Annotated in this window: 24 protein-coding genes and 1 pseudogene; 16 read left to right on the top strand and 9 right to left on the bottom strand. The window is 69.6% G+C overall.

Annotated elements, in window-relative coordinates; translation table 11 throughout:
* The first annotated feature begins 13 nt into the window (after positions 1-13).
* Positions 14-1,363: an ABC transporter substrate-binding protein gene (locus QE454_RS01385; protein ID WP_210072281.1), complete on the top strand. Its 1,350-nt coding sequence runs from the start codon at positions 14-16 to the stop codon at positions 1,361-1,363.
* 525 nt (positions 1,364-1,888) lie between these two features.
* Here QE454_RS01385 and QE454_RS01380 read toward each other — a convergent pair.
* The 4 genes from QE454_RS01380 to QE454_RS01365 are packed head-to-tail and all read right to left on the bottom strand — an operon-like array spanning position 1,889 to position 5,876.
* Positions 1,889-2,611 carry an ABC transporter ATP-binding protein gene (locus tag QE454_RS01380; protein ID WP_056226465.1) on the bottom strand — a complete coding sequence of 241 codons (723 nt, stop codon included), beginning with the start codon at positions 2,609-2,611 and terminating at the stop codon, positions 1,889-1,891.
* Positions 2,608-3,582 (bottom strand): ABC transporter ATP-binding protein, encoded by a 975-nt coding sequence (locus tag QE454_RS01375; protein WP_307461196.1) that lies wholly within the window; start codon positions 3,580-3,582, stop codon positions 2,608-2,610. The genes QE454_RS01380 and QE454_RS01375 overlap by 4 nt, the downstream gene beginning before the upstream one ends.
* 13 nt (positions 3,583-3,595) lie before the next feature.
* A complete protein-coding gene (locus tag QE454_RS01370; RefSeq protein WP_210072280.1) occupies positions 3,596-4,579 on the bottom strand; it encodes a branched-chain amino acid ABC transporter permease in 984 nt (327 codons plus the stop codon).
* 7 nt (positions 4,580-4,586) lie between these two features.
* Complete coding sequence (locus QE454_RS01365) at positions 4,587-5,876, bottom strand: ABC transporter permease subunit (RefSeq protein WP_210072279.1); 1,290 nt, start codon at positions 5,874-5,876, stop codon at positions 4,587-4,589.
* 346 nt (positions 5,877-6,222) lie between these two features.
* Here QE454_RS01365 and guaB point away from each other — a divergent pair, with 346 nt between their 5' ends.
* The 8 genes and pseudogenes from guaB to QE454_RS01325 form a co-directional block, all read left to right on the top strand.
* A complete protein-coding gene (gene guaB / locus QE454_RS01360) occupies positions 6,223-7,725 on the top strand; it encodes an IMP dehydrogenase (RefSeq protein ID WP_307458782.1) in 1,503 nt (500 codons plus the stop codon).
* Positions 7,726-7,824: 99 nt separating this feature from the next.
* Positions 7,825-8,481, top strand: a complete 657-nt coding sequence (locus QE454_RS01355; RefSeq protein WP_307315193.1) for a TMEM175 family protein — start codon at positions 7,825-7,827, stop codon at positions 8,479-8,481.
* 15 nt (positions 8,482-8,496) lie between these two features.
* A complete protein-coding gene (locus QE454_RS01350; RefSeq protein ID WP_210072698.1) occupies positions 8,497-9,612 on the top strand; it encodes a GuaB3 family IMP dehydrogenase-related protein in 1,116 nt (371 codons plus the stop codon).
* A 12-nt stretch (positions 9,613-9,624) separates the two neighbouring features.
* Positions 9,625-10,494 (top strand): SURF1 family protein, encoded by an 870-nt coding sequence (locus tag QE454_RS01345; RefSeq protein ID WP_210072276.1) that lies wholly within the window; start codon positions 9,625-9,627, stop codon positions 10,492-10,494.
* Positions 10,495-10,504: 10 nt separating this feature from the next.
* The gene (locus tag QE454_RS01340; protein WP_210072275.1) at positions 10,505-11,026 is read left to right on the top strand and encodes a DUF3817 domain-containing protein; all 522 of its coding nucleotides are present in this window, start codon (positions 10,505-10,507) and stop codon (positions 11,024-11,026) included.
* The gene (gene guaA / locus QE454_RS01335; protein ID WP_307458790.1) at positions 11,023-12,603 is read left to right on the top strand and encodes a glutamine-hydrolyzing GMP synthase; all 1,581 of its coding nucleotides are present in this window, start codon (positions 11,023-11,025) and stop codon (positions 12,601-12,603) included. Before QE454_RS01340 ends, guaA begins: the two co-directional genes overlap by 4 nt.
* A gap of 310 nt (positions 12,604-12,913) precedes the next feature.
* Positions 12,914-14,281 carry a glycosyltransferase gene (locus QE454_RS01330; RefSeq protein WP_307458793.1) on the top strand — a complete coding sequence of 456 codons (1,368 nt, stop codon included), beginning with the start codon at positions 12,914-12,916 and terminating at the stop codon, positions 14,279-14,281.
* 25 nt (positions 14,282-14,306) lie between these two features.
* A pseudogene (locus QE454_RS01325) lies at positions 14,307-14,393 on the top strand (TetR family transcriptional regulator); the annotation flags it as partial.
* 95 nt (positions 14,394-14,488) lie between these two features.
* Here QE454_RS01325 and QE454_RS01320 read toward each other — a convergent pair.
* Together QE454_RS01320 and QE454_RS01315 are read right to left on the bottom strand one after the other, a co-directional pair.
* A complete protein-coding gene (locus QE454_RS01320; protein WP_307458796.1) occupies positions 14,489-15,718 on the bottom strand; it encodes a DNA polymerase domain-containing protein in 1,230 nt (409 codons plus the stop codon).
* Between the two features lie 295 nt (positions 15,719-16,013).
* Positions 16,014-16,883, bottom strand: a complete 870-nt coding sequence (locus QE454_RS01315; protein WP_307315215.1) for a Bax inhibitor-1/YccA family protein — start codon at positions 16,881-16,883, stop codon at positions 16,014-16,016.
* A gap of 142 nt (positions 16,884-17,025) precedes the next feature.
* Between QE454_RS01315 and QE454_RS01310 the strand changes: the two genes are divergently transcribed.
* The 4 genes from QE454_RS01310 (at position 17,026) to QE454_RS01295 (ending at position 21,337) form a co-directional block, all read left to right on the top strand.
* Entirely contained in the window at positions 17,026-18,018 is a 993-nt protein-coding gene (locus tag QE454_RS01310) for a glycerophosphodiester phosphodiesterase family protein (protein ID WP_307458800.1), read from the top strand.
* Positions 18,019-18,136: 118 nt separating this feature from the next.
* Positions 18,137-19,066 carry an NAD(P)/FAD-dependent oxidoreductase gene (locus tag QE454_RS01305; protein ID WP_307458803.1) on the top strand — a complete coding sequence of 310 codons (930 nt, stop codon included), beginning with the start codon at positions 18,137-18,139 and terminating at the stop codon, positions 19,064-19,066.
* Positions 19,067-19,196: 130 nt separating this feature from the next.
* The gene (locus QE454_RS01300) at positions 19,197-20,252 is read left to right on the top strand and encodes an ABC transporter ATP-binding protein (RefSeq protein ID WP_307458805.1); all 1,056 of its coding nucleotides are present in this window, start codon (positions 19,197-19,199) and stop codon (positions 20,250-20,252) included.
* The gene (locus QE454_RS01295) at positions 20,249-21,337 is read left to right on the top strand and encodes an ABC transporter permease (RefSeq protein ID WP_210072267.1); all 1,089 of its coding nucleotides are present in this window, start codon (positions 20,249-20,251) and stop codon (positions 21,335-21,337) included. The genes QE454_RS01300 and QE454_RS01295 overlap by 4 nt, the downstream gene beginning before the upstream one ends.
* A 130-nt stretch (positions 21,338-21,467) precedes the next feature.
* Here QE454_RS01295 and QE454_RS01290 read toward each other — a convergent pair whose 3' ends face one another.
* Positions 21,468-21,677, bottom strand: a complete 210-nt coding sequence (locus QE454_RS01290) for a hypothetical protein (protein WP_210072266.1) — start codon at positions 21,675-21,677, stop codon at positions 21,468-21,470.
* Between the two features lie 49 nt (positions 21,678-21,726).
* Positions 21,727-22,722 (bottom strand): GTP-binding protein, encoded by a 996-nt coding sequence (locus QE454_RS01285; RefSeq protein ID WP_307458811.1) that lies wholly within the window; start codon positions 22,720-22,722, stop codon positions 21,727-21,729.
* 79 nt (positions 22,723-22,801) lie between these two features.
* On the opposite strand from QE454_RS01285, the gene ykgO reads away from it, so the two are divergent.
* The 3 genes from ykgO (at position 22,802) to QE454_RS01270 (ending at position 23,617) form a co-directional block, all read left to right on the top strand.
* Positions 22,802-22,924: a type B 50S ribosomal protein L36 gene (gene ykgO / locus QE454_RS01280; RefSeq protein WP_056226526.1), complete on the top strand. Its 123-nt coding sequence runs from the start codon at positions 22,802-22,804 to the stop codon at positions 22,922-22,924.
* 91 nt (positions 22,925-23,015) lie between these two features.
* Positions 23,016-23,324, top strand: a complete 309-nt coding sequence (locus tag QE454_RS01275; protein ID WP_267786195.1) for a helix-turn-helix transcriptional regulator — start codon at positions 23,016-23,018, stop codon at positions 23,322-23,324.
* Positions 23,321-23,617, top strand: a complete 297-nt coding sequence (locus QE454_RS01270) for a hypothetical protein (RefSeq protein ID WP_267786196.1) — start codon at positions 23,321-23,323, stop codon at positions 23,615-23,617. Before QE454_RS01275 ends, QE454_RS01270 begins: the two co-directional genes overlap by 4 nt.
* Positions 23,618-23,707: 90 nt before the next feature.
* Here the strand turns inward: QE454_RS01270 and QE454_RS01265 are convergent, their stop codons facing one another.
* Positions 23,708-23,932: an RNA-binding S4 domain-containing protein gene (locus QE454_RS01265; protein WP_210072263.1), complete on the bottom strand. Its 225-nt coding sequence runs from the start codon at positions 23,930-23,932 to the stop codon at positions 23,708-23,710.
* Positions 23,933-23,934 lie beyond the last annotated feature (2 nt).

Below are 23,934 nucleotides of genomic sequence, written 5' to 3'. Positions count from 1 at the left end.
AAGGAGCACCCATATGAGTGTCCTCTCCCGTTCGCGTGCGGCGAAGGTCATCGGCGGTTTCGCCGTGGTCGGCGTCACCGCGCTCGTCCTCGCCGGTTGTACCGGTACCAGCACTCCGTCCGACTCCGGCAACGCCGCCGGTGGAGGCGATTTCCCGATCGACTGCAACGCCGCCGAACCCGCCTCGTACACGCCCGAGTACTCGTCGACTTCGACCGGCCCCGCCAAAGACCTCACGTACAACATCGGCACGGCGCTGCCCGTCACCGGTAACCTCGCCTTCCTCGGCCCGCCCGAGATCGCCGGCACCGAGCTCGCGGCCGCCGATGTCAACGCCGCCGCCAAGGGCGTGAACATCAACCTCCTCCAGGGCGACTCGGGTGACACCGACAACAAGGCCTACGAGACCGAGATCCCGCGCCTGCTGGGTGCGGGTGCGACGGCGATCGTCGGTGCCGCATCGTCGGGAACCTCGCTGCAGTTCATCGACCAGGTCATCGCGGCGAACGCCGTGCAGATCTCGCCTGCCAACACCTCGGCGGCCTTCACCGGGTACAACGACAAGGGCCTGTACTGGCGGACTGCTCCCTCGGACGTGCTCCAGGGCGAGGTCCTCGGCAACCTGATCGCCTCCGAGGGCAACGAGACCCTCGGCATGATCGTGCTGAACGACTCGTACGGCACCGGTCTCGCGTGCTTCACCAAGAAGGCGTTCGAGGGTGCCGGCGGATCCGTCGTGGCCACCAGCCTCTACAACACCGGTGACACGAACTTCTCGGCACAGATCGAGGACGTCCTGGCCCAGAAGCCCGATGCGATCGCGCTGATCACGTTCGACGAGGTCTCGACGATCATCCCCGACCTGACTGCCAGCTTCGCGAAGGACAAGCTGTTCTTCGTCGACGGCAACCTGAAGAACTTCGGTACGCAGTTCCCGAACGGCACCCTCACCGGCGCCAAGGGGACCTACCCGAGCGTCGATCCCGACTCGACGGCGACTTTCCGCAGCACGCTGGAGTCGTTCTGGACCGGTAAGGGCAACCCCAAGCTCGACGACTTCACCTATGCCCCCGAGTCGTACGACTCGGTCATCCTCCTCGCCCTCGCGGCGCTGAAGGCGGGCTCGGCGGCCGGTCCCGACGTGGCTGCCAACATGCAGGCGGTCTCGGGCGGTACGGGCGGTGGCACGAAGTGCACCACCTACGCCGCGTGCGCCGACATCATCATCGGCGGTGGCGAGGCCGACTATGACGGCGTCTCGGGCCCGATCACGTTCAACGACGTGGGCGACCCGACGCAGGCCACCATCGGTGTCTTCGAGTACGGCGACGACAACAACTACAGCTGGCTCCGCGCCGGTTGATCGATTCCCCGTGAAGGGCCCCGGGACTTCGGTCCCGGGGCCCTTTCCCGTGCGCGGGGGAGACCGTTCCGCGGCGCGGCCACGGCATCCACGCGCCTTCAGCTCCCTGCGGGCGGCGCGCACCTCGAACGTCGGCCGCGAAGGTTCCGGGCGGGGTGCGTTCGTCCGCATTCGAAAAGGCCCGGACGGTGAGGCGTCCACAGGCTCTGACCGCGGCCTCGTGGCAGGCGCAGACCCTCCGCGGTCGTCAGCACAAGGCTGCGTCGGAGGGGCCCAGCTAGTCGGCGCGGACCGTAGAGCGAATGAGAAGCCTCGGGTCCGTTGCATCCGTTCTCCCGCCTCGCCCGGGCGGGACAGCGCGTCCGCTGCAACGAGCGTCCCGACGACGGCGCACACTGACCTCCGAGAAGGGCACGTCGTCACCTTCGAAGCGGTTAGGGCGGGGAAGCCGAGCGGGCGCACCTCGGCGGCAAAGCGGAAGGCCCGAGCCCCTGGGGGACTCGGGCCTTCCGGCGGGGGCTCGGCTCAGGTGCCGAGCGTGCCCAGGTACAGACCGATCACAGCCGGGTCGTCCATGAGCTCGCGACCGGTTCCCGTGTAGGCGTCGCGACCCTGGTCGAGCACGTAGCCGCGGTCGCAGATCTGCAGGCAGCGGCGGGCGTTCTGCTCCACCATGATGCAGGTCACCCCGGCCTTGTTGATCTCGGAGACGCGGATGAACGCCTCGTCCTGACGAACCGGAGACAGGCCGGCCGACGGCTCGTCGAGCAGCAGTACCTTCGGGTCCATCATGAGCGCGCGTCCCATGGCGACCATCTGGCGCTCACCGCCCGACAGCGAGCCGGCGCGCTGCTTCAGGCGCTTGGCGAGGTCGGGGAAGATGCTCGTGACGAAGTCGACGCGCTCGTTGAACCCCTTCGGTCGCTGATACAGGCCCATCTGAAGGTTCTCCGCGATCGTCAGGCTGGGGAACACGTTGTTCGTCTGCGGGACGAACCCGACGCCCTTGGCGACGAGCTTGTTGGCCCGCAGGCCCGTGATCTCTTCGCCCTGCAGCAGAACGGACCCCGAGCGTACCTTCACCTGGCCGAAGATCGCCTTGAGCATCGTCGACTTTCCGGCGCCGTTGGGGCCGATGATGCCGATGAGCTCGCCGGGAGCAGCGGTCAGGTTGGCGCCGTTGAGGATGTTCACGCCCGGCAGGTACCCGGCATGCACGTCGCGGAGCTCGACAACGTTGGCGGTCATCGACCGTCCTCCTTCTCGTGCGACGACTCTGCGTCGATCGCGGCGTCGACCTGCTGCGCGGTCTCGAGCAGCTCGGCGGCTGCGGTCGAGTCGACCGTGCCCTCGTGGCGGCCGGTGACAACACCCAGGTCGACGTCCTGGTGTGCGCCGAGGTACGCGTCGATCACGGCCTGGTCCTTCATGACGGTGTCGGGCGGTCCCTCGGCGACGATCTTGCCCTCGGCCATCACGACGACCCAGTCGGCGATGTGGCGGACCATGTGCATGTCGTGCTCGACGAACAGCACGGTCATACCGAGGTCCTTGAGGTCGAGGATGTGGTCGAGCAGCGACTGCGTCAGCGCGGGATTGACCCCGGCCATCGGCTCGTCCAGCATGACCAGCGTCGGATCGCTCATGAGCGCTCGCGCCATCTCGAGGAGCTTGCGCTGGCCGCCCGAGAGGGAGGCCGCGAAGTCGGTCTCTTTGCTGTCGAGCTTGAAACGCTTGAGCAGCTCGCGCGCCTTGGCGTCGTTATCGGTCTCCTGCTTACGCCACACGAACGGGAGGATGCTCGAGAGCAGGTTCTCGCCCTTCTGCTTCGTCGCGCCGAGCTTCATGTTCTCGAGGACGGTGAGCAGACCCAGCGCTTTGGTGAGCTGGAACGTGCGCACCTGACCCATGCGGGCCGCCTTGAACGCGGGGATACCGGCGAGGTTGCGGCCGTCGAACGACCACTGGCCGCTGTTGGGCTTGTCAAAGCCGGTCAGGAGGTTGAACAGCGTCGTCTTGCCGGCACCGTTGGGCCCGATCAGCGCCGTGATGGCATTTCGTGGGATCTCAAGGTGCTTCACATCGACGGCGGTGTTGCCGCCGAAGTCGCGGCGGACGTTGTCGGCGATGATGATCGGATCGACCTTCGCGACGCCGGGGGCGATGTCGCCCTTGTGCAGCCCGGTCGCCTTCACCCGCGGCGCCGAAGCGCCGGGCACGACCGGCGTGGACTCATCGGACAAAGGTCATCTCCTTCTTGCTGCCCAGGATGCCCTGGGGGCGGAAGATCACGAGCAGCATGAGCGCGACGCCGACGATGACGAAGACGAGCATCTGGGACTGGTCGGCGGTGAGGAACGGCAGCAGCCCGATGGACGACAGCGCCGGCAGCAGGTTCGACAGGAACGCGCGCACGACCCAGAACAGCACGGCGCCGAGCACCGGACCGAAGATCGTGGCCGCACCTCCCAGCAGCAGCGCCGTGTAGACGAAGAACGTCTGCGAGGTGACGTACACGTTCGGGTTGACGTTCGTGTCCATCGCCGTGATGATGCCGCCGGCGGCGATGATCACGCCGCCGATGACGAGCGCCTGCATCTTGAAGGCGAAGACGTTCTTGCCGAGTGCGCGCACCGCATCTTCGTCTTCGCGGATGCCGCGGATGACGCGACCCCAGGGGCTGCGCATGAGCATCCAGACGAGGAGGACGGCGACCGCGACCGCCACGAGTCCGATGAGGATGACGTACCAGCGGTTGGCGTTGTAAGTCCACGGGCCGAAGCCATAATCGCCCGCGGGGAGCGGGTTGTTCTCGCCGCGCCAGCCCGACTGGAAGTTGAACAGACCGTCGGCCGAGCCCGTGACGCCACGGAAGGTCGAGGTGAGGAACACCAGTCGGAGGATCTCGGCGGCCGCGATCGTGACGATGGCGAGGTAATCGCCTCGCAGTCGAAGCGTCGGGATGCCCATGATGAGCGCGAACACGACGGCCGCTGCGAAACCGATCAGAGCGGCGAGCGGCCACGCAAGGCCGAACGTCAGGATCGAGATCGCGAAGCCGTAGGCGCCGATGGCCATGAAGCCGGCGACGCCCATGTTGAGAAGGCCGGCGAAGCCGAAGTGCATCGACAGGCCGATGGCCGCAAGGGCGTAACCGAACGTGGCCGGCGCGAGGATCTGCGAGGCCGTGTTCGAGAGGATCTGCAGGAAGTCCATGGTTTACCTACCCGATTCGCTCTCGGCGACCGAGGATGCCCTGCGGTCGGAAGAGGAGGATGACGATGAGCACGACGAGGGCGCCCACATACTTCATGTCGGAGGGGATCCACAGGGTGGACACCTCGACGAGGAGGCCGACCACGATGGAGCCGATAAGAGCTCCGAACGCGGTACCGAGTCCGCCGAGCACGACGGCGGCGAACATGAGCAGCAGGATGCCGGAACCCATGTCCCAGCGGATGCCGGGGCGGAAGTATGCCCACAGGACTCCCGCGAGACCGGCCAGTGCCGACGACAGGATCCAGACCATGCGCACGACGTTGTCGACGTCGATACCGCTCGCCGCGGCGAGCGACGGGTTGTCCGACACAGCACGGGTGGCGCGGCCGAGGCGCGTGCGGGTGAGGAACCACGCGAACGCCGCGATGACGACGATCGAGATGCCCATACTCGTCAGGTCGGTGACGCTGATGCGGATCGATCCGAGGCCCGGGATGATGTCGCTCGACGCGCCCGGGAGCTGCTGCGTGCCGCCGCCGATGAAGATCTGGAAGACGTAGCGCAGCGCCAGTGACAGACCGATCGAGACGATCATGAGCTGGACGATGCCGAGGCCCTTCCTTCGAAGGGGCCTCCAGATCCCGGCATCCATCGCGAGGCCGAAGACCCCCGAGAGGACAACCGCGAGGGGGATCGCGATCCAGATCGACCATCCGGTGCCCGCGCTCAGGAACAACGCGGCGATGGCGCCGAAGGTCACCATCTCGCCGTGGGCGAAGTTCGACAGGCCCGTCGTGCCGAACACGAGCGAGAGTCCGATCGCGGCGAGGGCGAGCATGAGGCCGAAGTTCAGGCCGTTCACGGTGCGCGAGAGCAGCTGGTCCATGAAACCGACCGTCTGGCGTTCCGCGGCGCCGAGGGTGAAGTTGCTCGAGACGGTGCTGGAGCTACCGAACTGCACCTGCCGCTCGAACTCCTGGCCGTCCGGAACAGTCACGCCCGAGGGGAGGGAGTTGCGATCCAGGTCCACTGTCCAGGACCCCTCTTTGGTGGGGACCTTGATTGTCGCGCGACCGCGCTCGTCTGTCGTGGCCTCGCCCGTGAAGGAACCGTCGGTGGCGGTAACCTTGGCCTGAGCGACGGGCTCTCCCTCGGAGCGCACGTTCACCGTGATGGAATAGGGAAGATCCTCGTCGTTGACGGCTGCCGTCGATGCGGGGGCGAACCCGAGCACCAGAGCGGCAGCGAAGAGTCCTGACAGCAGCGTCAGGATCGAGCGTCGACGGCGAGGCATCCGTGGAGATGCTTGCCGAGTGGTCACGAAACCTCCTGGTCGTTCGACGACGTGGACCGTCGCCGCCCGGACACCGTAGTCCGGGATTATTGCCGCGTTGTTTCCATTGCAGCAGTCGATGCGAGAACGATACCCGGACGCGATGTATTCGCTGTGCGTTGCGCATTCGGGGCGTCTTCACCCCTGCGCAACGGGGGTAGTGGCGGGCGTGGGATGTGGGGTATACCGCGCGAGCGGGGAAGAAAAGAGGTCCCTACGGCGCTTACACTTTCAGGCGGAGCGCGCCGCACGCGCCCCGGCCGACGACGTCCCTTTTCGAGCAGGCGCCGCGCGCGCAGGAGGATTCATGGAGCAGCACGAACCGTTCGGTTTCATCGGACTGACTTACGACGACGTGTTGCTGCTTCCCGGCCACACCGACGTCATCCCGAGCGAGGCCGACACGTCGTCGCGTCTGAGCCGCCGAATCACGGTGGCCACACCCCTGCTCTCGAGCGCGATGGACACCGTCACCGAGGCGCGCATGGCGATCGCCATCGCGCGTCAGGGCGGTATCGGCATCGTCCACCGCAATCTCTCGATCGAGGACCAGGCCGGCATCGTCGACCAGGTCAAGCGCAGCGAGTCGGGCATGGTCTCGAACCCGATCACCACGAATCCGGATGCCACGGTGGCCGAGGTCGACGCGATGTGCGCGCAGTACCGCATCTCGGGTCTGCCGGTGGTCGATCCCGACGGCGTTCTGGTCGGCATCATCACGAACCGCGACATGCGCTTCGTCTCGGGCTTCGAGCGCCAGACGACCAAGGTCAAGGACGTCATGACGAAGGACGGCCTGATCACCGGGCACGTCGGCATCCACGCCAACGACGTCATCGCGACGTTCGCGAAGCACCGCGTCGAGAAGCTCCCCCTCGTCGACGACGACGGCAAGCTCGCCGGCCTCATCACGATCAAGGACTTCGACAAGAGCGAGAAGTACCCCCTCGCCACCAAGGACGACCAGGGGCGACTGCGCGTGGGAGCGGCCATCGGTTTCTTCGGTGACGCGTGGCAGCGTGCCGAGGCCCTGCGCGACGCGGGCGTCGACGTCCTCGTCGTCGACACGGCGAACGGGCAGTCGGCCGGGGTCATCGACATCGTGAGCCGTCTCAAGGCCGACTCCTCGTTCGATCACATCGACGTCATCGGTGGCAACGTCGCGACCCGCGAGGGCGCCCAGGCGCTCATCGACGCCGGGGTGGATGCCGTCAAGGTCGGCGTCGGCCCGGGCTCGATCTGCACCACGCGCGTGGTCGCGGGCGTCGGCGTGCCGCAGGTCACCGCGATCTACGAGGCCGCGCAAGCCGCGATCCCCGCGGGGGTGCCCGTGATCGCCGACGGCGGTCTGCAGTACTCGGGCGACATCGCCAAGGCCCTCGTGGCAGGCGCCGACACCGTCATGCTCGGCTCGCTCCTCGCCGGTACCGACGAATCGCCGGGCGAGATCGTCTTCCAGGGCGGCAAGCAGTTCAAGCAGTACCGCGGGATGGGATCGCTCGGTGCTCTGCAGACGCGCGGCAAGAAGACCTCGTACTCGAAGGACCGCTACTTCCAGGCCGATGTGCCCAGCGACGACAAGCTCATCCCCGAGGGCATCGAGGGTCAGGTCCCGTACCGCGGGCCGGTCGCCGCGGTGGCGTACCAGCTCATCGGGGGCCTTCGCCAGTCGATGTTCTACGTCGGTGCACGCACCGTCGAGGAGCTCAAGTCCAAGGGCAGGTTCGTCCGCATCACGTCGGCGGGTCTGAAGGAATCGCACCCGCACGACGTCCAGATCGTGGTCGAGGCGCCGAACTACAAGAAGTAAGCGTCGCAGCGAAGGGCCGGGTGCACGAGTGCCCGGCCCTTCTGCGACCCGGGAGGGCGTCACGAGGTGGGCCCGATCGCCCGCCGTTACGCTGACGGCATGATCGGACGCAGAAGTCACCCCCGAGCTTCGGTGTCGGCGCGCCGGACGGAGGCCTTCACCGACGGCGTGTTCGCGATCGCCGCGACCCTGCTCGTTCTCGGGCTCACCGACCACCCCGTGGGGGCGCTGGATTCCGACGCGGCGCTCGGTACCGCGCTGGCCGAGCTCGCCCCGACGCTCGCGACGTTCGTCATCGCGTTCCTGGTGCTCTGCCGCTTGTGGATGACGCACGTCGAACAGTTCGAGCACATCGTGCGGGTGGACACCCTGGGCATGTGGTTGAACACGTTGCGGTTGTTGTTCGTCGTGCTGGTGCCGTTCGCGGCATCCGTCAACTACGGCGGCGAGAACTTGAGACTCGGACAACTCGTGCTGCCCGGGGTGTTCTTGGTGTCGTTGTTCTTCAGCTGGCTGCAATGGCTGTGGGCGGCGCGGTCGGGCGCCGTGGCCGACCTCTCCGCTGTCGAGACGCGCGCCGCCGGGCGGGCCGGTCTCACCGCCGTCGTCGTCGGTGCGGGTGTCGTCGCGCTCAGCCCGTGGCTGGGCTCTTGGGCGTTCCTGCTGTACATCGTCGACGGTCCGCTGTCACGCGCGCTGGGTGGCCGACATTCGTCGGTGGACGATCCCGACGGGGATGTCGGAGGGCGCGGGTAGGCTGAGGGGGTGACCATGGAGATCGATCTCGGCCGCGCCAAGCGCGCCCGCCGCGCGTACACCTTCGACGACATCGCCGTCGTGCCGTCGCGGCGCACGCGCAACCCCGAAGACGTCTCGACCGCGTGGACCATCGACGCGTTCCCCTTCGAGATCCCCGTGCTCGGCGCCCCCATGGATTCCGTGGTCAGCCCCCGCACGGCGATCGAGCTGGGCCGCCTCGGCGGACTCGGCGTGCTCGATCTTGAGGGGCTGTGGACGCGCTACGACGACCCCGAGCCCTTGCTGGCCGAGATCGCCACGCTCGCGGATGCCGATGCCACACGTCGCATGCAAGAGCTCTACGCCGAGCCCATCAAGCCCGAGCTCGTGCGCGATCGCCTCGCCGAGGTGCGGGCCGCGGGCGTCACGGTCGCGGGCGCCCTCACGCCGCAGCGCACGCAGGACCTGTACGAGACCGTGGTCGCCGCGGGCGTCGACCTGTTCGTGATCCGAGGCACCACGGTGTCGGCGGAGCACGTGTCGAAGGTCGCCGAGCCGCTCAACCTCAAGAAGTTCATCTACGACCTCGATGTCCCCGTGATCGTGGGCGGGGCGGCCACCTACACGGCCGCTCTGCACCTCATGCGCACCGGTGCCGCGGGCGTGCTCGTCGGGTTCGGCGGGGGAGCGGCTTCGACCACGCGCGCCACCCTCGGCCTGCACGCCCCGATGGCCACCGCGGTGGCCGACGTCGCCGGCGCTCGCCGCGACTACCTCGACGAGTCGGGCGGACGCTACGTGCACGTGATCGCCGACGGCGGGGTGGGCACCTCGGGCGACATCGTCAAGGCGCTCGCCATGGGCGCCGACGCGGTCATGCTCGGAGTCGCGCTCGCCCGCGCGACCGATGCCCCCGGCCGCGGCTTCCACTGGGGTCCCGAAGCGCACCACCCCAAGCTTCCCCGCGGTCGTCGCGTCGAGGTCGACCGCGTCGGTCCGCTCGAGCAGGTCCTCTACGGCCCCGCGCCGGTCGCCGACGGCACGGCCAACCTCATCGGCGCCCTCAAGAAGTCGATGGCGACCACCGGGTACTCCGACCTCAAGGAATTCCAACGCGTCGAGGTCGTCGTCGCCCCTTACGGGCACTGATCCCGGAGCCCCATGACCTCCACCCCCACGACCGAGCCGGCTCCGCCGCAGATCTTTCCGCCGACGCTGCGGGAGGTCATGCTGCGGCCGCGCTGGATCGCGCTGCTGGCGTTCTCGCTCATCGTGGCGGGCGCGCTGGCGTGGCTGGGGCAGTGGCAGCTGGGGCGCGCGGTCGACACCGCACCCCCCGAGCCGGGTCAGACCGAGGTCGTGCGACCGCTCGCCGACGTCGTCCAGCCGGGCGACTACCTTGCCGAGCCCCTCGTGGGACAGCGGGTCGAGACGAGCGGCACCTGGGTGGCATCCGACTTCATCGTCGTCTCCTCGCGGTACAACGACGACGTCCAGGGCTACTGGGTGACCGGGCAGTTGCGCGTCGCCGGCGCGGCTCAGCCGACGTCGATCGCCATCGCCACCGGGTGGACGAGCAGCCGCGATCAGGCCGATGCAGCAGCCGATGAGCTGCGCGCCGAGGCCGAGGCCGATCCCACCGCGGTGGTGGAGGTCACCGGCCGTCTCATCTCCGACGAGGGGGCGTCCATTCCGCCCGCCGACGCCGATCCTCTGACGCTCGTGAAGATGTCGCCGGCCATGCTGCTGGGCCGCTGGCACGACACGCAGGGTCTCGATGTCTACCGGCAGTACATCGCGTCGCAGACGGCGATCGGCCCGCTCGACGCGATCGCATCGCCCGCTCCCGATGAGCGCTCGCGCGTCAACTGGCTCAACATCTTCTACGCGGCCGAGTGGGCCATCTTCGCCGGCTTCGCGCTGTACCTCTGGTATCGCCTCGCGCGCGACGCCTGGGAGAAAGAAGTGGAAGATCTCGAGGACGAACAGTCCGAGGCCCTCGCGGCGGGCGCCGCGGAATCCCGCGACTAGACTGGCCTCCATGCCCCGCGCCCCCAAGCTCGCCTCTTTCCCGGCGATCCGCGGAGCCCTGAAGTTCTACCAGATCTGCTCGATCATCACGGGTATCGGCCTGCTGCTGCTGGTCGCCGAGATGATCCTGAAGTACACGCCCATTCACGTGGAGCTGTTCCTCGGCGGATCCGGTGGATTCCTGTGGTTCGCGGATGCCGTGCCCGGCCCCGACTGCCAGTGGTTCTCGCTCTTCGTCCCCGGCGGTAACGGCTGCTCGATCCTGTCGACCGGCGACGGCGTGAACGTCTCGCTGGCGATCCTGGTGGTCCACGGCTGGTTCTACGTCGTCTACCTCATCTCGTGCTTCCGCGTGTGGAGCCTCATGCGGTGGCCGTTCCGCCGGTTCGTCTTCCTCGCCCTCGGTGGCGTGGTGCCGTTCCTCTCCTTCATCCTCGAGGTGCGCACCGCCCGTCGCGTGCGCGCCTATCTCGCCGAGCGTGAGGCCGCGAAGGCCGCCGCTCCCGTTCCCGCCCCGGAAGGCAACCGGTGACCGAACAGACCGAAACGTCCCAGCGCCCCGTCCTCGTCGTCGACTTCGGCGCCCAGTACGCGCAGCTGATCGCCCGCCGCGTCCGCGAGGCCGGCGTCTACAGCGAGATCGTGCCGCACACCGCGTCGGCGCAAGAGATCGCCGCGAAGAACCCCGTCGGCATCATCCTGTCGGGTGGCCCGTCGTCGGTGTACGAAGAGGGAGCGCCCAGCCTCGACGCCGACGTCTTCGACCTCGACGTACCCACGCTCGGCATCTGCTACGGCTTCCAGGTCATGGCCAAGGCGCTCGGCGGAGAGGTGGCGAACACCGGTCTCCGCGAGTACGGGGCGACGGATGCCACGGTCGTCACCGAGGGCACGCTGCTCGAGGGTCAGCCCGCCGAGCAGAACGTCTGGATGAGCCACGGCGACCAGGTCTCCCGCGCTCCCGAGGGCTTCGTGGTGCTCGCCCGCACCGCCCACACCCCGGTCGCCGCTTTCGCGAACGACGCGCGTCGCATGTACGGCGTGCAGTGGCACCCCGAGGTCAAGCACTCCGACCACGGTCAGCGCGTGCTCGAGAACTTCCTGCACAAGGCCGCAGGCCTCCCCGCCGACTGGAACAGCGGCAACGTCATCGCCGAGCAGGTCGAGCGCATCCGCCAGCAGGTCGGCACCAGCCGCGTGATCTCGGCGTTGTCCGGTGGCGTCGATTCCGCCGTGTCGACCGCGCTCGTGCACGAGGCCGTCGGCGACCAGCTCATCGCCGTGTTCGTCGACCACGGTCTGCTCCGCCAGGGCGAGCGCGAGCAGGTCGAGAACGACTACGTCGCCTCCACCGGTGTGAAGCTCATCACCGTCGACGCGCGTGAGACGTTCCTGAACGCCCTCGCCGGGGTCAGCGATCCCGAGCAGAAGCGCAAGATCATCGGCCGCGAGTTCATCCGCGCCTTCGAGAAGGTGCAGGCCGACCTCGTCGCCGAGGCCAAGGCCGAGGGAGAGCAGGTGCGCTTCCTCGTGCAGGGAACGCTCTACCCCGACGTCGTCGAGTCGGGTGGCGGAGCCGGTACCGCGAACATCAAGAGCCACCACAACGTCGGCGGCCTGCCCGACGATCTGCAGTTCGAGCTCGTCGAGCCGCTGCGCACCCTCTTCAAGGACGAGGTCCGCGCCATCGGACGCGAGCTGGGCCTGCCCGAAGCCATCGTCGGCCGTCAGCCCTTTCCGGGGCCCGGCCTTGGCATCCGCATCGTGGGTGAGGTCACCGCTGACCGTCTCGAGATCCTGCGTGAGGCCGACGCCATCGCCCGCGCCGAGCTGACCAAGGCGGGTCTCGACAACGAGATCTGGCAGTGCCCCGTCGTGCTGCTCGCCGACGTGCGCTCGGTGGGCGTCCAGGGCGACGGCCGCACCTATGGACACCCCATCGTGCTGCGCCCGGTCTCGAGCGAAGACGCGATGACCGCCGACTGGACGCGCCTGCCCTACGACGTGCTGTCGAAGATCTCGAACCGCATCACCAACGAGGTACGCGACGTCAATCGCGTGGTGCTCGACGTGACGTCGAAGCCGCCGGGGACGATCGAATGGGAGTGAGCGTCTAGCCCGCTCCCGCGCCGACGTCGTCGGCCGGCTTCGGGGCACCGCCTTCGGGTCGAGAGCGGGGCCCCTACCCCGATCGACCCGAAGACGGTGCCCCTTCGCCGTCCGGCGTCGGCGGCGCTCCGTCTGTCCGCGGAGGGTATGCAAAACCGGGACGCTGGCCCGATCGACCCGGGAGGGCGTGTCACGTGTCCTCGCGTTCGCGGCTGGGCGTGCGCTCCGCCGCTTCCGGCGGAAAGAAGGACAGGGCTGCCGCGCCTCCGGCGTGCCGAGGGGGACGCGGCGGGTGGGGGAGGATGGGGGCGTGACTTCCGGCGACTTCCCCGACGCGTGGTACCTCATCCTGTCGAGCCGGCTGATACCCGACCTCGACGGCGGGTACACGATCGCCACCCTCGCGCGGGCGCGGCAGATGGCCCTGGCCGGCGCGGACCCCCTCCTGCTGACCGTCGACCCGGGTGACGCCGACGCTCACTCTGCGCAGCGCGCGACCTTCGTCGAGCGGGGGGCGGCCTCGGCATCCGGGATCTTCCGCAACCTCTTCGACGAGGCCGTCGACGCCGAGGGGGGAGCCGCGGCGTGGTTGCGCGAGGCGGCGCACGCGGGGGACGCCGACCCGGCGCTGGAGTACCGCCTCGTGGCCGGGGGAGCGGTCGAGCTCCCCGTGGTCATCGACCCCGACTGGCACCTCGCGACCGCGCCGATCGTGATCCGGGATGCCGCGGGCGGACCCGTCGGCGTGATCGACGGATTCGGGGCGCTGTACCGCACGTGGCTGACGCACCTGGCCGACCGGCTCCGTGTCGACAACGACCGGCCGATCGTCGTCATCTGCGAGTCGCGGCAGCTCGGCGAGCTCATCGCGGGCTGGGGCGATGACGACGTGCGGATCGTGCACGCGGTGCACACGATCCACCTCGAGCCACCGTTCCAGGCCGACTCCGACCTCAACCCGCTGTGGACGCGCTGGTTCGAGGTCGCGCCGCGCTTCGACGCCGTGCTCTGGCCGACCGCCTACCAGCGCGACGACGTGCGGGCGCGCTTCGGTGCCGGGGCGAACGACGTGGTCGCGCCGCACGGCGTGAAGGCTCCGGATGCCGTCGTGCCGGCGTCGCAGCGGCAGCGCGGCGTCGTCGTGGTCCTGGGGCGGCTCGCCCCGGGAAAGCGCCTCGACCGCGCGATCGAGGCCTTCGCCCGCGTGCTCGAAGGTGTGCCGGACGCCCGACTCGAGCTGTGGGGAGAGGGAGCGCAGCGGAAGACGCTCGAGGCCCTCGTCGCCGAGCGCGGACTGCGGCACGCCGTCTCGCTGCCAGGGCTCACCACCGAACCGGGCGCCGTGCTCGACCGAGCGGCGGTGTACCTCACGACCTCCGCCTTCGAGGGGCAGGGGCTGGCCCTCGCCGAGGCGCTCGCGCACGGGACGCCCGTGGTCGCCTGGGACATCCGCTACGGCCCGCGTGACATGCTCGCCTCGGGTGGCGGCATCCTGGTGCCCGACGGTGATGACGACGCCCTCGTCGACGCTCTGCGCCGGGTGCTCACCGACGACCCGTTGCGAGAGCGCCTCGCGGACGAGGCGCGAGAGGCGGCGGATGCCGTGAGCCCGGCGCGCGCGATGCGCACGCTCGCCGCCGTCGCCCGAGAGGCGCTCGGACGGCCGCGGCGGCGCTGACCGCCTCGCCTCCACGAGCGCGCCGGTGCTGCGCGCGACGACGTCGGCCGTGGGGGAGGGGCACGCGCTCGACGCCGCCCGCCTGCTGACGGCCTGGGCCACCGGGTTCGTCACGATGGAGCTCGCGGGCGCCTTCCGCCTCGGCGGTGATCTCGACGAGGCCTACCGTTACGGACGGAACCATCTCGTCGCGTCGCTCACGTCGGGTCAGGACGCAGAACGGCCCGCCCAGGGGTCAAAGTCGGCGATCAGCTCTTCCTGCGCCGGGCGGGCGGCATCCGGAACGTGCTGGAGATTCACGCGCACGCGGTACCAGAGCGAGCTCGATCCGCGCATGCCGTCGACGAGGACGTCGGCAGGGTGCAGCTCGGCGGCGGCTGCCGGATGCCGTGACTTCCAGGTCTCGAGCGACTCCATCGCCTCGGGCTTGGTCTTCGTTCGCGCGACCTCGATGAGCGGCATGGTCGAAGCGCGGCGGCCGGAGCCGTCGGAGCCGCGCGGGGGTTTCTCGGCGGGGCCGAGCTCCTTCGCGAGGGCGAGGAGGGCGTCGAGGGAGCCCGCCGCGTCGTCGATCCCCGCGTGCGGATCGCCGATCGCGCGGAAGCGGTCGGGCACCGTGAGCACGGTGAACTCCTCGGGACGGCGGTCGCGCACCTCGTCCCAGGTGAGCGGCGTCGACACGCGGGCGTCGGGCAGCGCGCGGATCGAGTACGCCGAGGCGACCGTGCGGTCCTTGGCGTTCTGATTGAAGTCGACGAAGACGCTCTCGCCGCGCTCTTCTTTCCACCACCGGGCGGTCGCGAGACCGGGTGCGCGGTTCTCGACCTCTCGGGCGAGGGTCTCGGCGGCCAGGCGCACGTCGGCGTAACCCCACTCGGGGCGGATGCGCACGAGGATGTGCAGCCCGCGCGAGCCGGAGGTCTTCGGCCAGCCGACGAGACCGTGGTCTTCGAGTACCTCGCGGGCGATGAAGGCGACATCGACGATCTGCGACCAGTCGACGCCCGGCATCGGGTCGAGGTCGACGCGGAGCTCGTCGGGATGATCGAGGTCTTCGGCGCGTACGGGATGCGGATTGAGGTCGAGGCAGCCGAGGTTCACGACCCACGCCAGTCCCGCGGCATCCCGGATCACCGTCTCTTCGGCGGAGGTGCCGGAGGCGTAGTGCAGGGTGGCGGTGTCGATGAAGGCGGGATGGTTCTCGGGGACGCGCTTCTGGAAGAACGGCTCCTGGTCGAGGCCCTTCGAGAACCGCTTGAGCACCATCGGCCGGCCGCCGGCCCCGCGGAGGGCGCCCTCGGCGACCGAGAGGTAATAGCGCACGAGGTCGAGCTTGGTGAGGCCCGGCTCGGCGAAGACGACGCGGCCCGGGCTCGTGACGCGCACCTCGTGGCCGTCGATGTCGAGGATCTCGGGCGGCGTCTTCGCGGGGCTCATGGCGCGAGGCTAGCGCCGGGGCGTCGGCGGGCGGCACCCCTTGCGGCGGGATACCGGGTGGTCGCGGGGTTGTCGAGTGTCCAGGAAACCCGGGCTATTTTTCGAGGCGTCCGCGTGTTTTGGACACTCGACGGTGGGGTGCAGGTGGGTGGGGTGCAGGCGGGCGGGGATGAGGCGCGCGGAGGCGGGCAGGCGCGGCGCGGGGCCCCAGCGCGGGAGGAGTGATCCCGGATGCCGGCACCCCACGACGAAGGGCCGCCCCGAGACGGGACGGCCCTTCGTGTGAAGCGGTGCGTCAGTTGTTGCCGCGGAGGATCGCGATCATGCGCAGGATCTCGACGTACAGCCACACGACGGTGACCATGATGCCGAAGGCGCCGACCCAGCCGTAGACGCGGGCGGCACCGTTACGGACGCCGCGCTGGATCTGGTCGAAGTCGAGCACCAGCGAGTACGCGGCCATGATGACCACGAAGACGCCGATGACCAGACCGAGCGGGATACCCGCGATCTTCATGCTGTACAGGCCGAAGGCACCGCCCGCGATGGGGACGTTGAACAGCATCAGGCCCAGGTTGAGCAGCGCGAAGACCATGTAGCCGACCATGGCGATCATGAAGATCTTGGTGGCGCGGGCCGAGGCGCGGATCTTGCCGCTCGCGAACAGGGCGAGGGTCACACCGACGACGGACAGGGTGCCGAGGGTCGCCTGCAGGACGATGCCCGGGAAGATGAACTCGAAGAACGCCGAGATGCCACCGACGAACAGGCCCTCGAACGCCGCGTAGGCGATGAAGACGGGGACGGAGGGCTTCTTCTTGAACGTTGCGACCATCGCCAGCACGAAGCCGACGAGGCCACCGACGATCATCGGCGCAGCGCTGGGGTTCGGGTTGGCGGCGCTGACGCCGGCCATCGACCAGATCCAGCCGACGACGGCCGTGACGACGAGGATGCCGAACAGGGCGAGCGTCTTCATGACGGTGTCTTCGACCGTCATGCGGCCGGTGTCGACGGCGCTCGCCGACGGGGCGGCGTACGCGCCTTCGATCGAGGCGGCGGCGGCGGGATCGACGGCCGGGGGCGGGCTGTAGCGCGTATTCGCGCCACCGGCTCGAGGGTCCTGGAACGCCGGGTTGTTGAATGCCGGGTTGTTGAGGGCCACGGGAACTCACACTCCAAAGATGGTGATCACAGCACCGTGCTGTCAGACAACACTAGCCGAGCAGGGCGGCAGATTCCTTGTGCTGACTGGGATTCTGCTTTGAGCGCACCCGCTCGTCACCCGGTCTCGCTAGCGTGTCGAGGTGCCTGTCGTCATCGGTCATCGCGGTGCCCCCGGATATCTGCCCGAGCACTCCCGCGGCTCGTATCTGCGGGCGATCGCGGAGGGGGTGGATGCCGTCGAGCCCGACGTCGTCCCCTCGAGCGACGGCGTCCTGGTCGTGCGGCACGAGAACGAGATCTCCGGCACCACGGACGTATCGACGCGACCGGAATTCGCCGCGCGGCGCACGTCGAAGATCGTCGACGGGGAGCGGCTGACCGGCTGGTTCGTCGAGGACTTCACGTGGGAGGAGCTGCGGACGCTGCACTGCCGCGAGCGGATTCCCGCCCTCCGCCCCGCCAGCGCCGCCCACGACGACACCGAACCGCTGCTGCGCCTTCGTGACGTCCTCGACCTCGCCCGGCAGGGCGGGGTGGGCGTGGTGCTCGAGATCAAGCACGCGGCGTTCTTCGCCCGACTCGGGTTCGACCTGGCCGAGCTCGTCGACGCCGAGCTGCGCGCGGCGGGATGGCGGGATGCCGAGGACGAGCTCGTCATCGAGTCGTTCGAGCCCCTGGTCCTGGCGCGGCTGCGAGAGCGCGGCATCCGGATTCCGCTCGTGCAGCTCATCGACGCGCAGGGGGCGCCGTGGGATCTGCGCGAGCGCGACGGGGCGGACGCCGCCTCGTACGCCTCGATGCTGACTGCGGCGGGTCTCGATGTCCTCGCCGGCGAGGTGCAGGGGATCAGCCCCGACAAGCGCTCGGTGCTCGCGCCCGACGAGCGTGGTGTCGCGCGCGGACCGGCGCGGTTCGTGCGCGAGGCGCAGGGTCGGGGCCTGCGGGTCTTCACGTGGACGTGCCGCCCCGAGAACGCCTTTCTGCTGCCCGCCCATCGGGGGCCGGGCGGCGACGCCGCGTTCGGCGACTGGCGACGCGAGTGGACCGTGTTGCGCGACGCCGGACTCGACGGGGTGTTCGTGGATCATCCCGATCTGGGCGTCGAGTTCTTCGGGGCGGGACGAATCTCCTGAGTTTTGACTCGCGTGTCGGTCGTTTCGGTCGCTGGACCGCGTCGAGGCGGCGATTCTCAGGAGTTTCGCCCCGCGCAACCCCGACGCCCGGCGCGCGCGCAGCCGACAGGATGGCCGCATGACGATGGATGTGACGGTGATCGGCGGCGGGATCTCGGGTCTCGCGTGCGCGCGGGCGGTTCACGAGGCCGGTCGCGCGGTGCGCGTGCTCGATCGCGGGCGCCGGGTGGGTGGACGTCTGTCGAGCCGCACGATCGACGGGCGGCCCGTGGATCTCGGGGCGTCGTACTTCGTGGTCGGGGAGGCGGAGGGCTTCGCCCACGTCGTCGCCGACTGGGAGGAGCGCGGGCTCGCGCGGCCGTGGACCGACACGTTCCAGGTGATCGACCCCGATGGCGGGTGCACGCCCAAGCCCGGACCGATGCGGTGGGCCGCTCCCGCCGGGTTGCGCTCGCTCGCTCTCGACCTCGCCGAGGGGCTCGAGGTCTCGTCGGAGCGTGTCGTCGAAAGTGCGGGGCCCTTCCGGGTCGACGGTGAGGATGCGGGCGAGGTCGTCCTGGCGATGCCGGCTCCGCAGGCGGCGCGGCTGACCGGTGAGGCGCCCGGCGGCGCCCAGGAGTGGGGCCCGGTGATCGCCGTCGTCCTGCGGTGGGATCAGCGGCGGTGGGATGCCGACCTGCACGGCGCCTTCGCCGACGGCGACGCCGACGTGTCGTTCCTCGCCGACGACGGCGACCGCCGCGGGGACGACGCTGCCGTGCTCGTCGTCCACACCACGGCCGACCGCGCCCGACAGCACCTCGACGACCCCGAGGCGGCCATCGCCCCGGTGCTCGCGGCGACCCGGCGGCTGCTCGGCATCGATGTCGATCCGGTGTCGACGCACGCGCATCGCTGGACCTTCGCCCGGCCGGTCGAAACGACCGGGCAACCGTTCTTCCGCTCGCCGGGGCTCTCGGCCTGCGGGGACGCGTGGGGCGACAGTGCCGCCGTCCGCACCGCGTGGACCTCGGGCGACGCGCTGGGGCGGGCGCTCGCGGCATCCTGAAGCGCATCGAGGACACGCGCGGGCGGCGACCGAGCGAAAACCCTGGTGAACCTCGCCATCATCGGCGCGTGACGGCCGCTCGACGACGAGAGCCCTCGGCGGTGTCGGAGGCTCCCTCTATGGTGAGGCTATGGATGCCGGTATCGACGTCGCGGGAGTCAAACGTTCCTTCGGAGCGGTGCACGCCGTACAGCAGGTGACGTTCACGGCCCTGCCCGGCCGGGTCACCGGACTCGTCGGGCCCAACGGTTCGGGCAAGACGACGCTCATGCTCATGCTCGCGTCGCTTCTGAGACCCGACGAGGGCGAGATGCGCATCGGTGGCATCGATCCCGTGTCCGACCCCGCCGGCGCGCGTCGTCTTCTGGGATGGATGCCGGATTCCCTCGGCGCCTGGCCGAGCCTCACCTCGCGCGAGGTGCTGGTGGCGACCGCGCAGCTCTACGACCTCTCGCGCGAGGACGCGCGGGCCCGGGCCGACCACCTGCTCGAGCTCGTCGACCTCGGCGCGCTCGCCGCCTCTCCCGCCCGGGTGCTGTCACGGGGGCAGAAGCAGCGACTGGCGTTGGCGCGTGCTCTGGTGCACGACCCCCGGGTGCTGCTGCTCGACGAGCCCGCCTCGGGCCTCGACCCTCAAGCGCGCATCGCACTGCGCGTGCTGCTGCGGCGGCTGGCGGCCGAGGGGCGCACCATCCTCATCTCGAGCCACGTGCTCGCGGAGCTCGAAGAGGTCGTCGACGACGCCGTCTTCCTGGTCGACGGGCGCACCGTCGGCACCGACCGCGTCGCGGCCGCGGCGACCCGCGTGCGGGTGTGGCGGGTGCGGGTCCCCGCCGACGTCGCGCGTTCCCCGGACGCCGTGCGCGACGACGTCGCGGCCGCCCTCGGGCGCACGGCCGGCGAGGTGCGCGTCGACCGGCGTGACGTGCTCGTGCCTTTCGTCGACGAGGCGGGCGCCGTCGCGGGTCTGCGTTCGCTCGTGAGCGCGGGGCTGCCGATCGTCGAGTTCGCCCCGGCCGTCGGCGATCTCGAGCACGCGTTCCTCGATCTGCGGGCCGACGCATCGCCGTCCGCCCCCGAGGGTGCCTCCGCCCCCGAGGGCCCTTCCACGCCCGTGGTCGATCCCGCACCACCCGGCTCCTGGCAGCCGCCCGCCGACCGTACCGACGACGGGAGCGCCTCGTGAACCTGCATCGCCTTCGCACCATCATCGGCATCGAGCTGCGTCAGCGCGTGCGCTCCGTCGGTTGGTACGTGCTGCTCGGGATCTTCGCGGTCATCCTCATCGCCCTGCTGAGCCTCTCGTTCGCCGCGTTCTCGCTCACGACGGGCGGCAGCGAATGGTTCTTCTCGCTCGTCATCATGCTCGTGCTGCTGCTCACGCTGCTGGTCTCACCGACGCTGAGCGGCAGCGCGGTGAACGGCGATCGGGATGCGGCGACCCTCGCCCCCGTCCAGGTCACTCTCGTCACGACGGCCGAGATCGTCATCGGCAAGTTCCTCGCCGCGTGGATCTCGGGACTGGCATTCCTCGTGGTGGCGCTGCCGTTCCTCGTCGTTGCGACCCTCGCCGGAGCGCTCAACCCCGGTGCGATCGTGACGTCGCTCGGCATCCTGATCATCGAGGTCGGCGTCGTCGCAGCGATCGGGGTGGGGCTGAGCGCGGTGATCGCCCGGCCGATCTTCTCCGTCGCGTCGACGTATCTGTTGGTGGCGGCGTTGACGGTGGGGACGCTGATCGCCTTCGGGCTCGGGGGTGCGGCTCTGCGCACCCAGACGACGACGATCAGTCGTGAGGTCGATTGGAACGCCATCCCTGCCGGGTGCGACCCCGGCGCCCCGGTGCGCTCGACCGACTGCCCGAGTTACGACCAGTTGCCGTGCGTCGAGTCCCGCACCCTCTCCGAGCAGCCGCGTTTCGATCGCGTGTGGTGGATCCTCGCGGCGAACCCCTTCGTGATCCTCGCCGACGCGACTCCGCCGACGTACGTCGACGGTTACCCGACCGACCTGTTCTCGCAGATCGCCTCCGGCGTCCGTCTGGCGCAGATCGCTCCCGACGCGACCACGTCGTTCGACGGATGCGCTCAATCCCGCGGGTGGAACGTCGATGCCTACCCGAGCACCGAGCAGCGAGTCGCGGGCACCGCGCCGAGCTGGTTCGTCGGGCTGTTCGTCCAGTTGCTGCTGGCGGGCGGTCTGCTCGCATGGGGCGTCGCCCGCACGCGCACGCCCGCGAAGAGGCTCCCGCCCGGGACGCGCATCGCCTAGCGCGGGCCGCCGGCCGCCGTCGCCCGCTGGGCGTGCCACCGGTCATGGCTCACGGTGGCCGTGTCCGCGTGAACGGGCGGGGGGCGCCCTCCTGGATCAGGATGAGCGCCCCTCCGGTTCGTTGCGAGACTCAGGCGTGTCCTTCGGCCGCCGGGAACCCGGGGTCGGCTGCGGGAGCGTCGTCGCCGTCGAGGGCGTCGCCGGTGTGGTCGTCGAGGCTCACGTGCTCCTCGGCTTCGGCGGCGTCTTCGCGGACCTCGTCGGTGACGGCGTCGGTGGGGGCGGCCGAGTCGGCGCGAGCGTCGTCGGAGTGGCGGGAGGGGATGTCAGGAGTGCTCATGCGCTCACGTTCCTCCTCCGGTGCGGTGCGGGCGACCGGCTTGACACGGTCAGTCGGTGGCATCCGGGATCGACGAATCCACCGCGGGCCAGGCAGGCAGGGGGTCATCGAACGCCAGCCACGCCGAGGGCCCGGCGGCGAGCTCGTCGTCGGTGAGGGCCGCGTGGTCGAGGACGTGCGCGAGCTTCGGTGCCGACAGATCGAGCCCGGTGAAGACGATCTCCTGGCCCATACCCATGCGGCCGTCGTCGGTGCCGAGCGGCTCGATCCACATCGCGGAGCCCACGTGCTCCCACCGAGCCAGGATGCCGGGGCGAGACGCCAGGCGGCAGAAGCCCGCCGAGCGCACCAGGCGTCCGGCAGCGCCCGCGTCCAGCCGGTCGAGTGCCGCCGAGAGGCGCGCGGGGTGGAACGGCCGCAGCTGCTCGTAGCGGAGCGTCATCACGCGGTTGTCGCGCATGTAGGGGTCGTGTTCGCCGTTGAGGGCGTGCACCCATCCGGCGCGCTCCAGGATCTCGCCCTCGTGCGTCGCGGTCGAGTGCAGGTCGCTCACCGGGTCGCGCGACAGCCGGACGACCGCTGTCGGGTTCAGGTGCGAGGCCAGTGCCATCTGCACCGCCAGCGCCGGGGTCGGCACCTGCTCCCAGTTCACCCAGACGATGCGGGTCGCGAGCTCCAGCGCGAGGGCGGCCTGACGCGCCCGCGCGCCGACGTCACCGCGGGTGTCACCGTGGTTCGCGGATGCCGACAGGGGGGCGTCGTCGAGGAGGTCGCCGATCATGTGGCGGGCGTCGACGACGCACACCGCTTCGACCTCGGATCCGCCGCGGGCCGCGATCGAGTGGATGAGGTCGACGTCGGTGCCGAGATCGACCACGGACGCGGTGTCGTCCGCGCGCGGCCGGGGGAGCGGGAGCGCGTGGGGCACGCGGAGGTCGGCGTACCGCAGCAGATGAAGGGGCCGCGACAGGGCGACGGCGGTCCGTTCCGCGTAGGTCCGGCGCTCGGGGGCGCACACGCCCATGATGGCGATCGTGCGGGGCATGGCATCCACCTCTCATTTGTCAGGGGAGTGGGGACACTCTAGCTTGTTATTGATAACGCTTATCAACAAGGAGGATGCCATGAAGGTCCGAGCGTCGATCAAGTCCCTCAAGAAACAGCCCGGTGCGCAGGTCGTGCGTCGGCGCGGCAAGGTGTTCGTGATCAACAAGCTGAACCCGCGCTTCAAGGGTCGGCAGGGGTGATCGCCGGGTCGCTGCGATAACGGAAACGAGAACCGTTCCCAGATAGGTGAACACATTGCAATCCGTGCATGTGTGTGGTGATCTAGGTGTCGTGGACAAGATCGCGGGGCTCGACGAGGCCGCCGAGCTGTTCAAGGTTCTCGGCAACGAGTCGCGTCTGGCGCTCGTCTGGCTGCTGAGCCGCGAACCGCTCACGGTCGGCGCGCTCGCCGAGCGCGCCGGACTCTCGCAGCCGCTGGTGTCACAGCACCTGCGGACCCTGCGGCAGTCGGGGCTCGTCAGCTCGGAACGCGAGGGCAAAGAGATCCGCTATGCCCTCGCCGACCAGCACGTCGCTCATGTCGTGCTCGATGCGATCGCCCACGTCCAGGAACCGAACGACCAGGGGAACGAACAATGAGCATCGCTGAGACCCACGCCGAGCACACCGTCGACGAGCACGCGCACGGCGACGACTGCGGCCACCAGAAGATCGAGCACGGCGACCACGTCGACTACGTGCACGGGACCCATCACCACGCCCTCCACGGCGACCACTACGACGAGCACGAGTCGAAGGCCGAGCACACCGTCGACGAGCACGCTCACGGCGATGACTGCGGTCACGAGAAGGTCGAGCACGACGGCCACGCCGACTACGTGCACGACGGACACCGTCACGCGCTGCACGCCGATCACTACGACGAGCACTGAGCTCGAGCGGCATCCTGTGTCACGAGCGCAGGGTGCTTCGAGGCCCGCTTCCCCTTTCGGGGTGGCGGGCCTTTCGCGTCGCGCTGCGGCTCAGGCCTGCACGCGGAACGAACGCCCCTCGAAGGTCACGACGTCGCCGACCTGCAGCTGGCGGCCGCGGCGGCGGTCGACCTCGCCGTTGACCTCGACGTAGCCGTCGATGATCGCCTCTTTCACGTCTCCGCCGGAGTCGAGGATGCTGGCGAACTTCATGAACTGGCCGAGGCGGATGCCCTCGCTGCCGACGGGTACGTCCTGGGGCTCGGGGGAGGTCATGC

The organism is Microbacterium sp. SORGH_AS_0454 (genome assembly GCF_031453395.1).
GTDB lineage: Bacteria > Actinomycetota > Actinomycetes > Actinomycetales > Microbacteriaceae > Microbacterium.
This window is presented reverse-complemented; position numbering and strand designations above follow the sequence as displayed.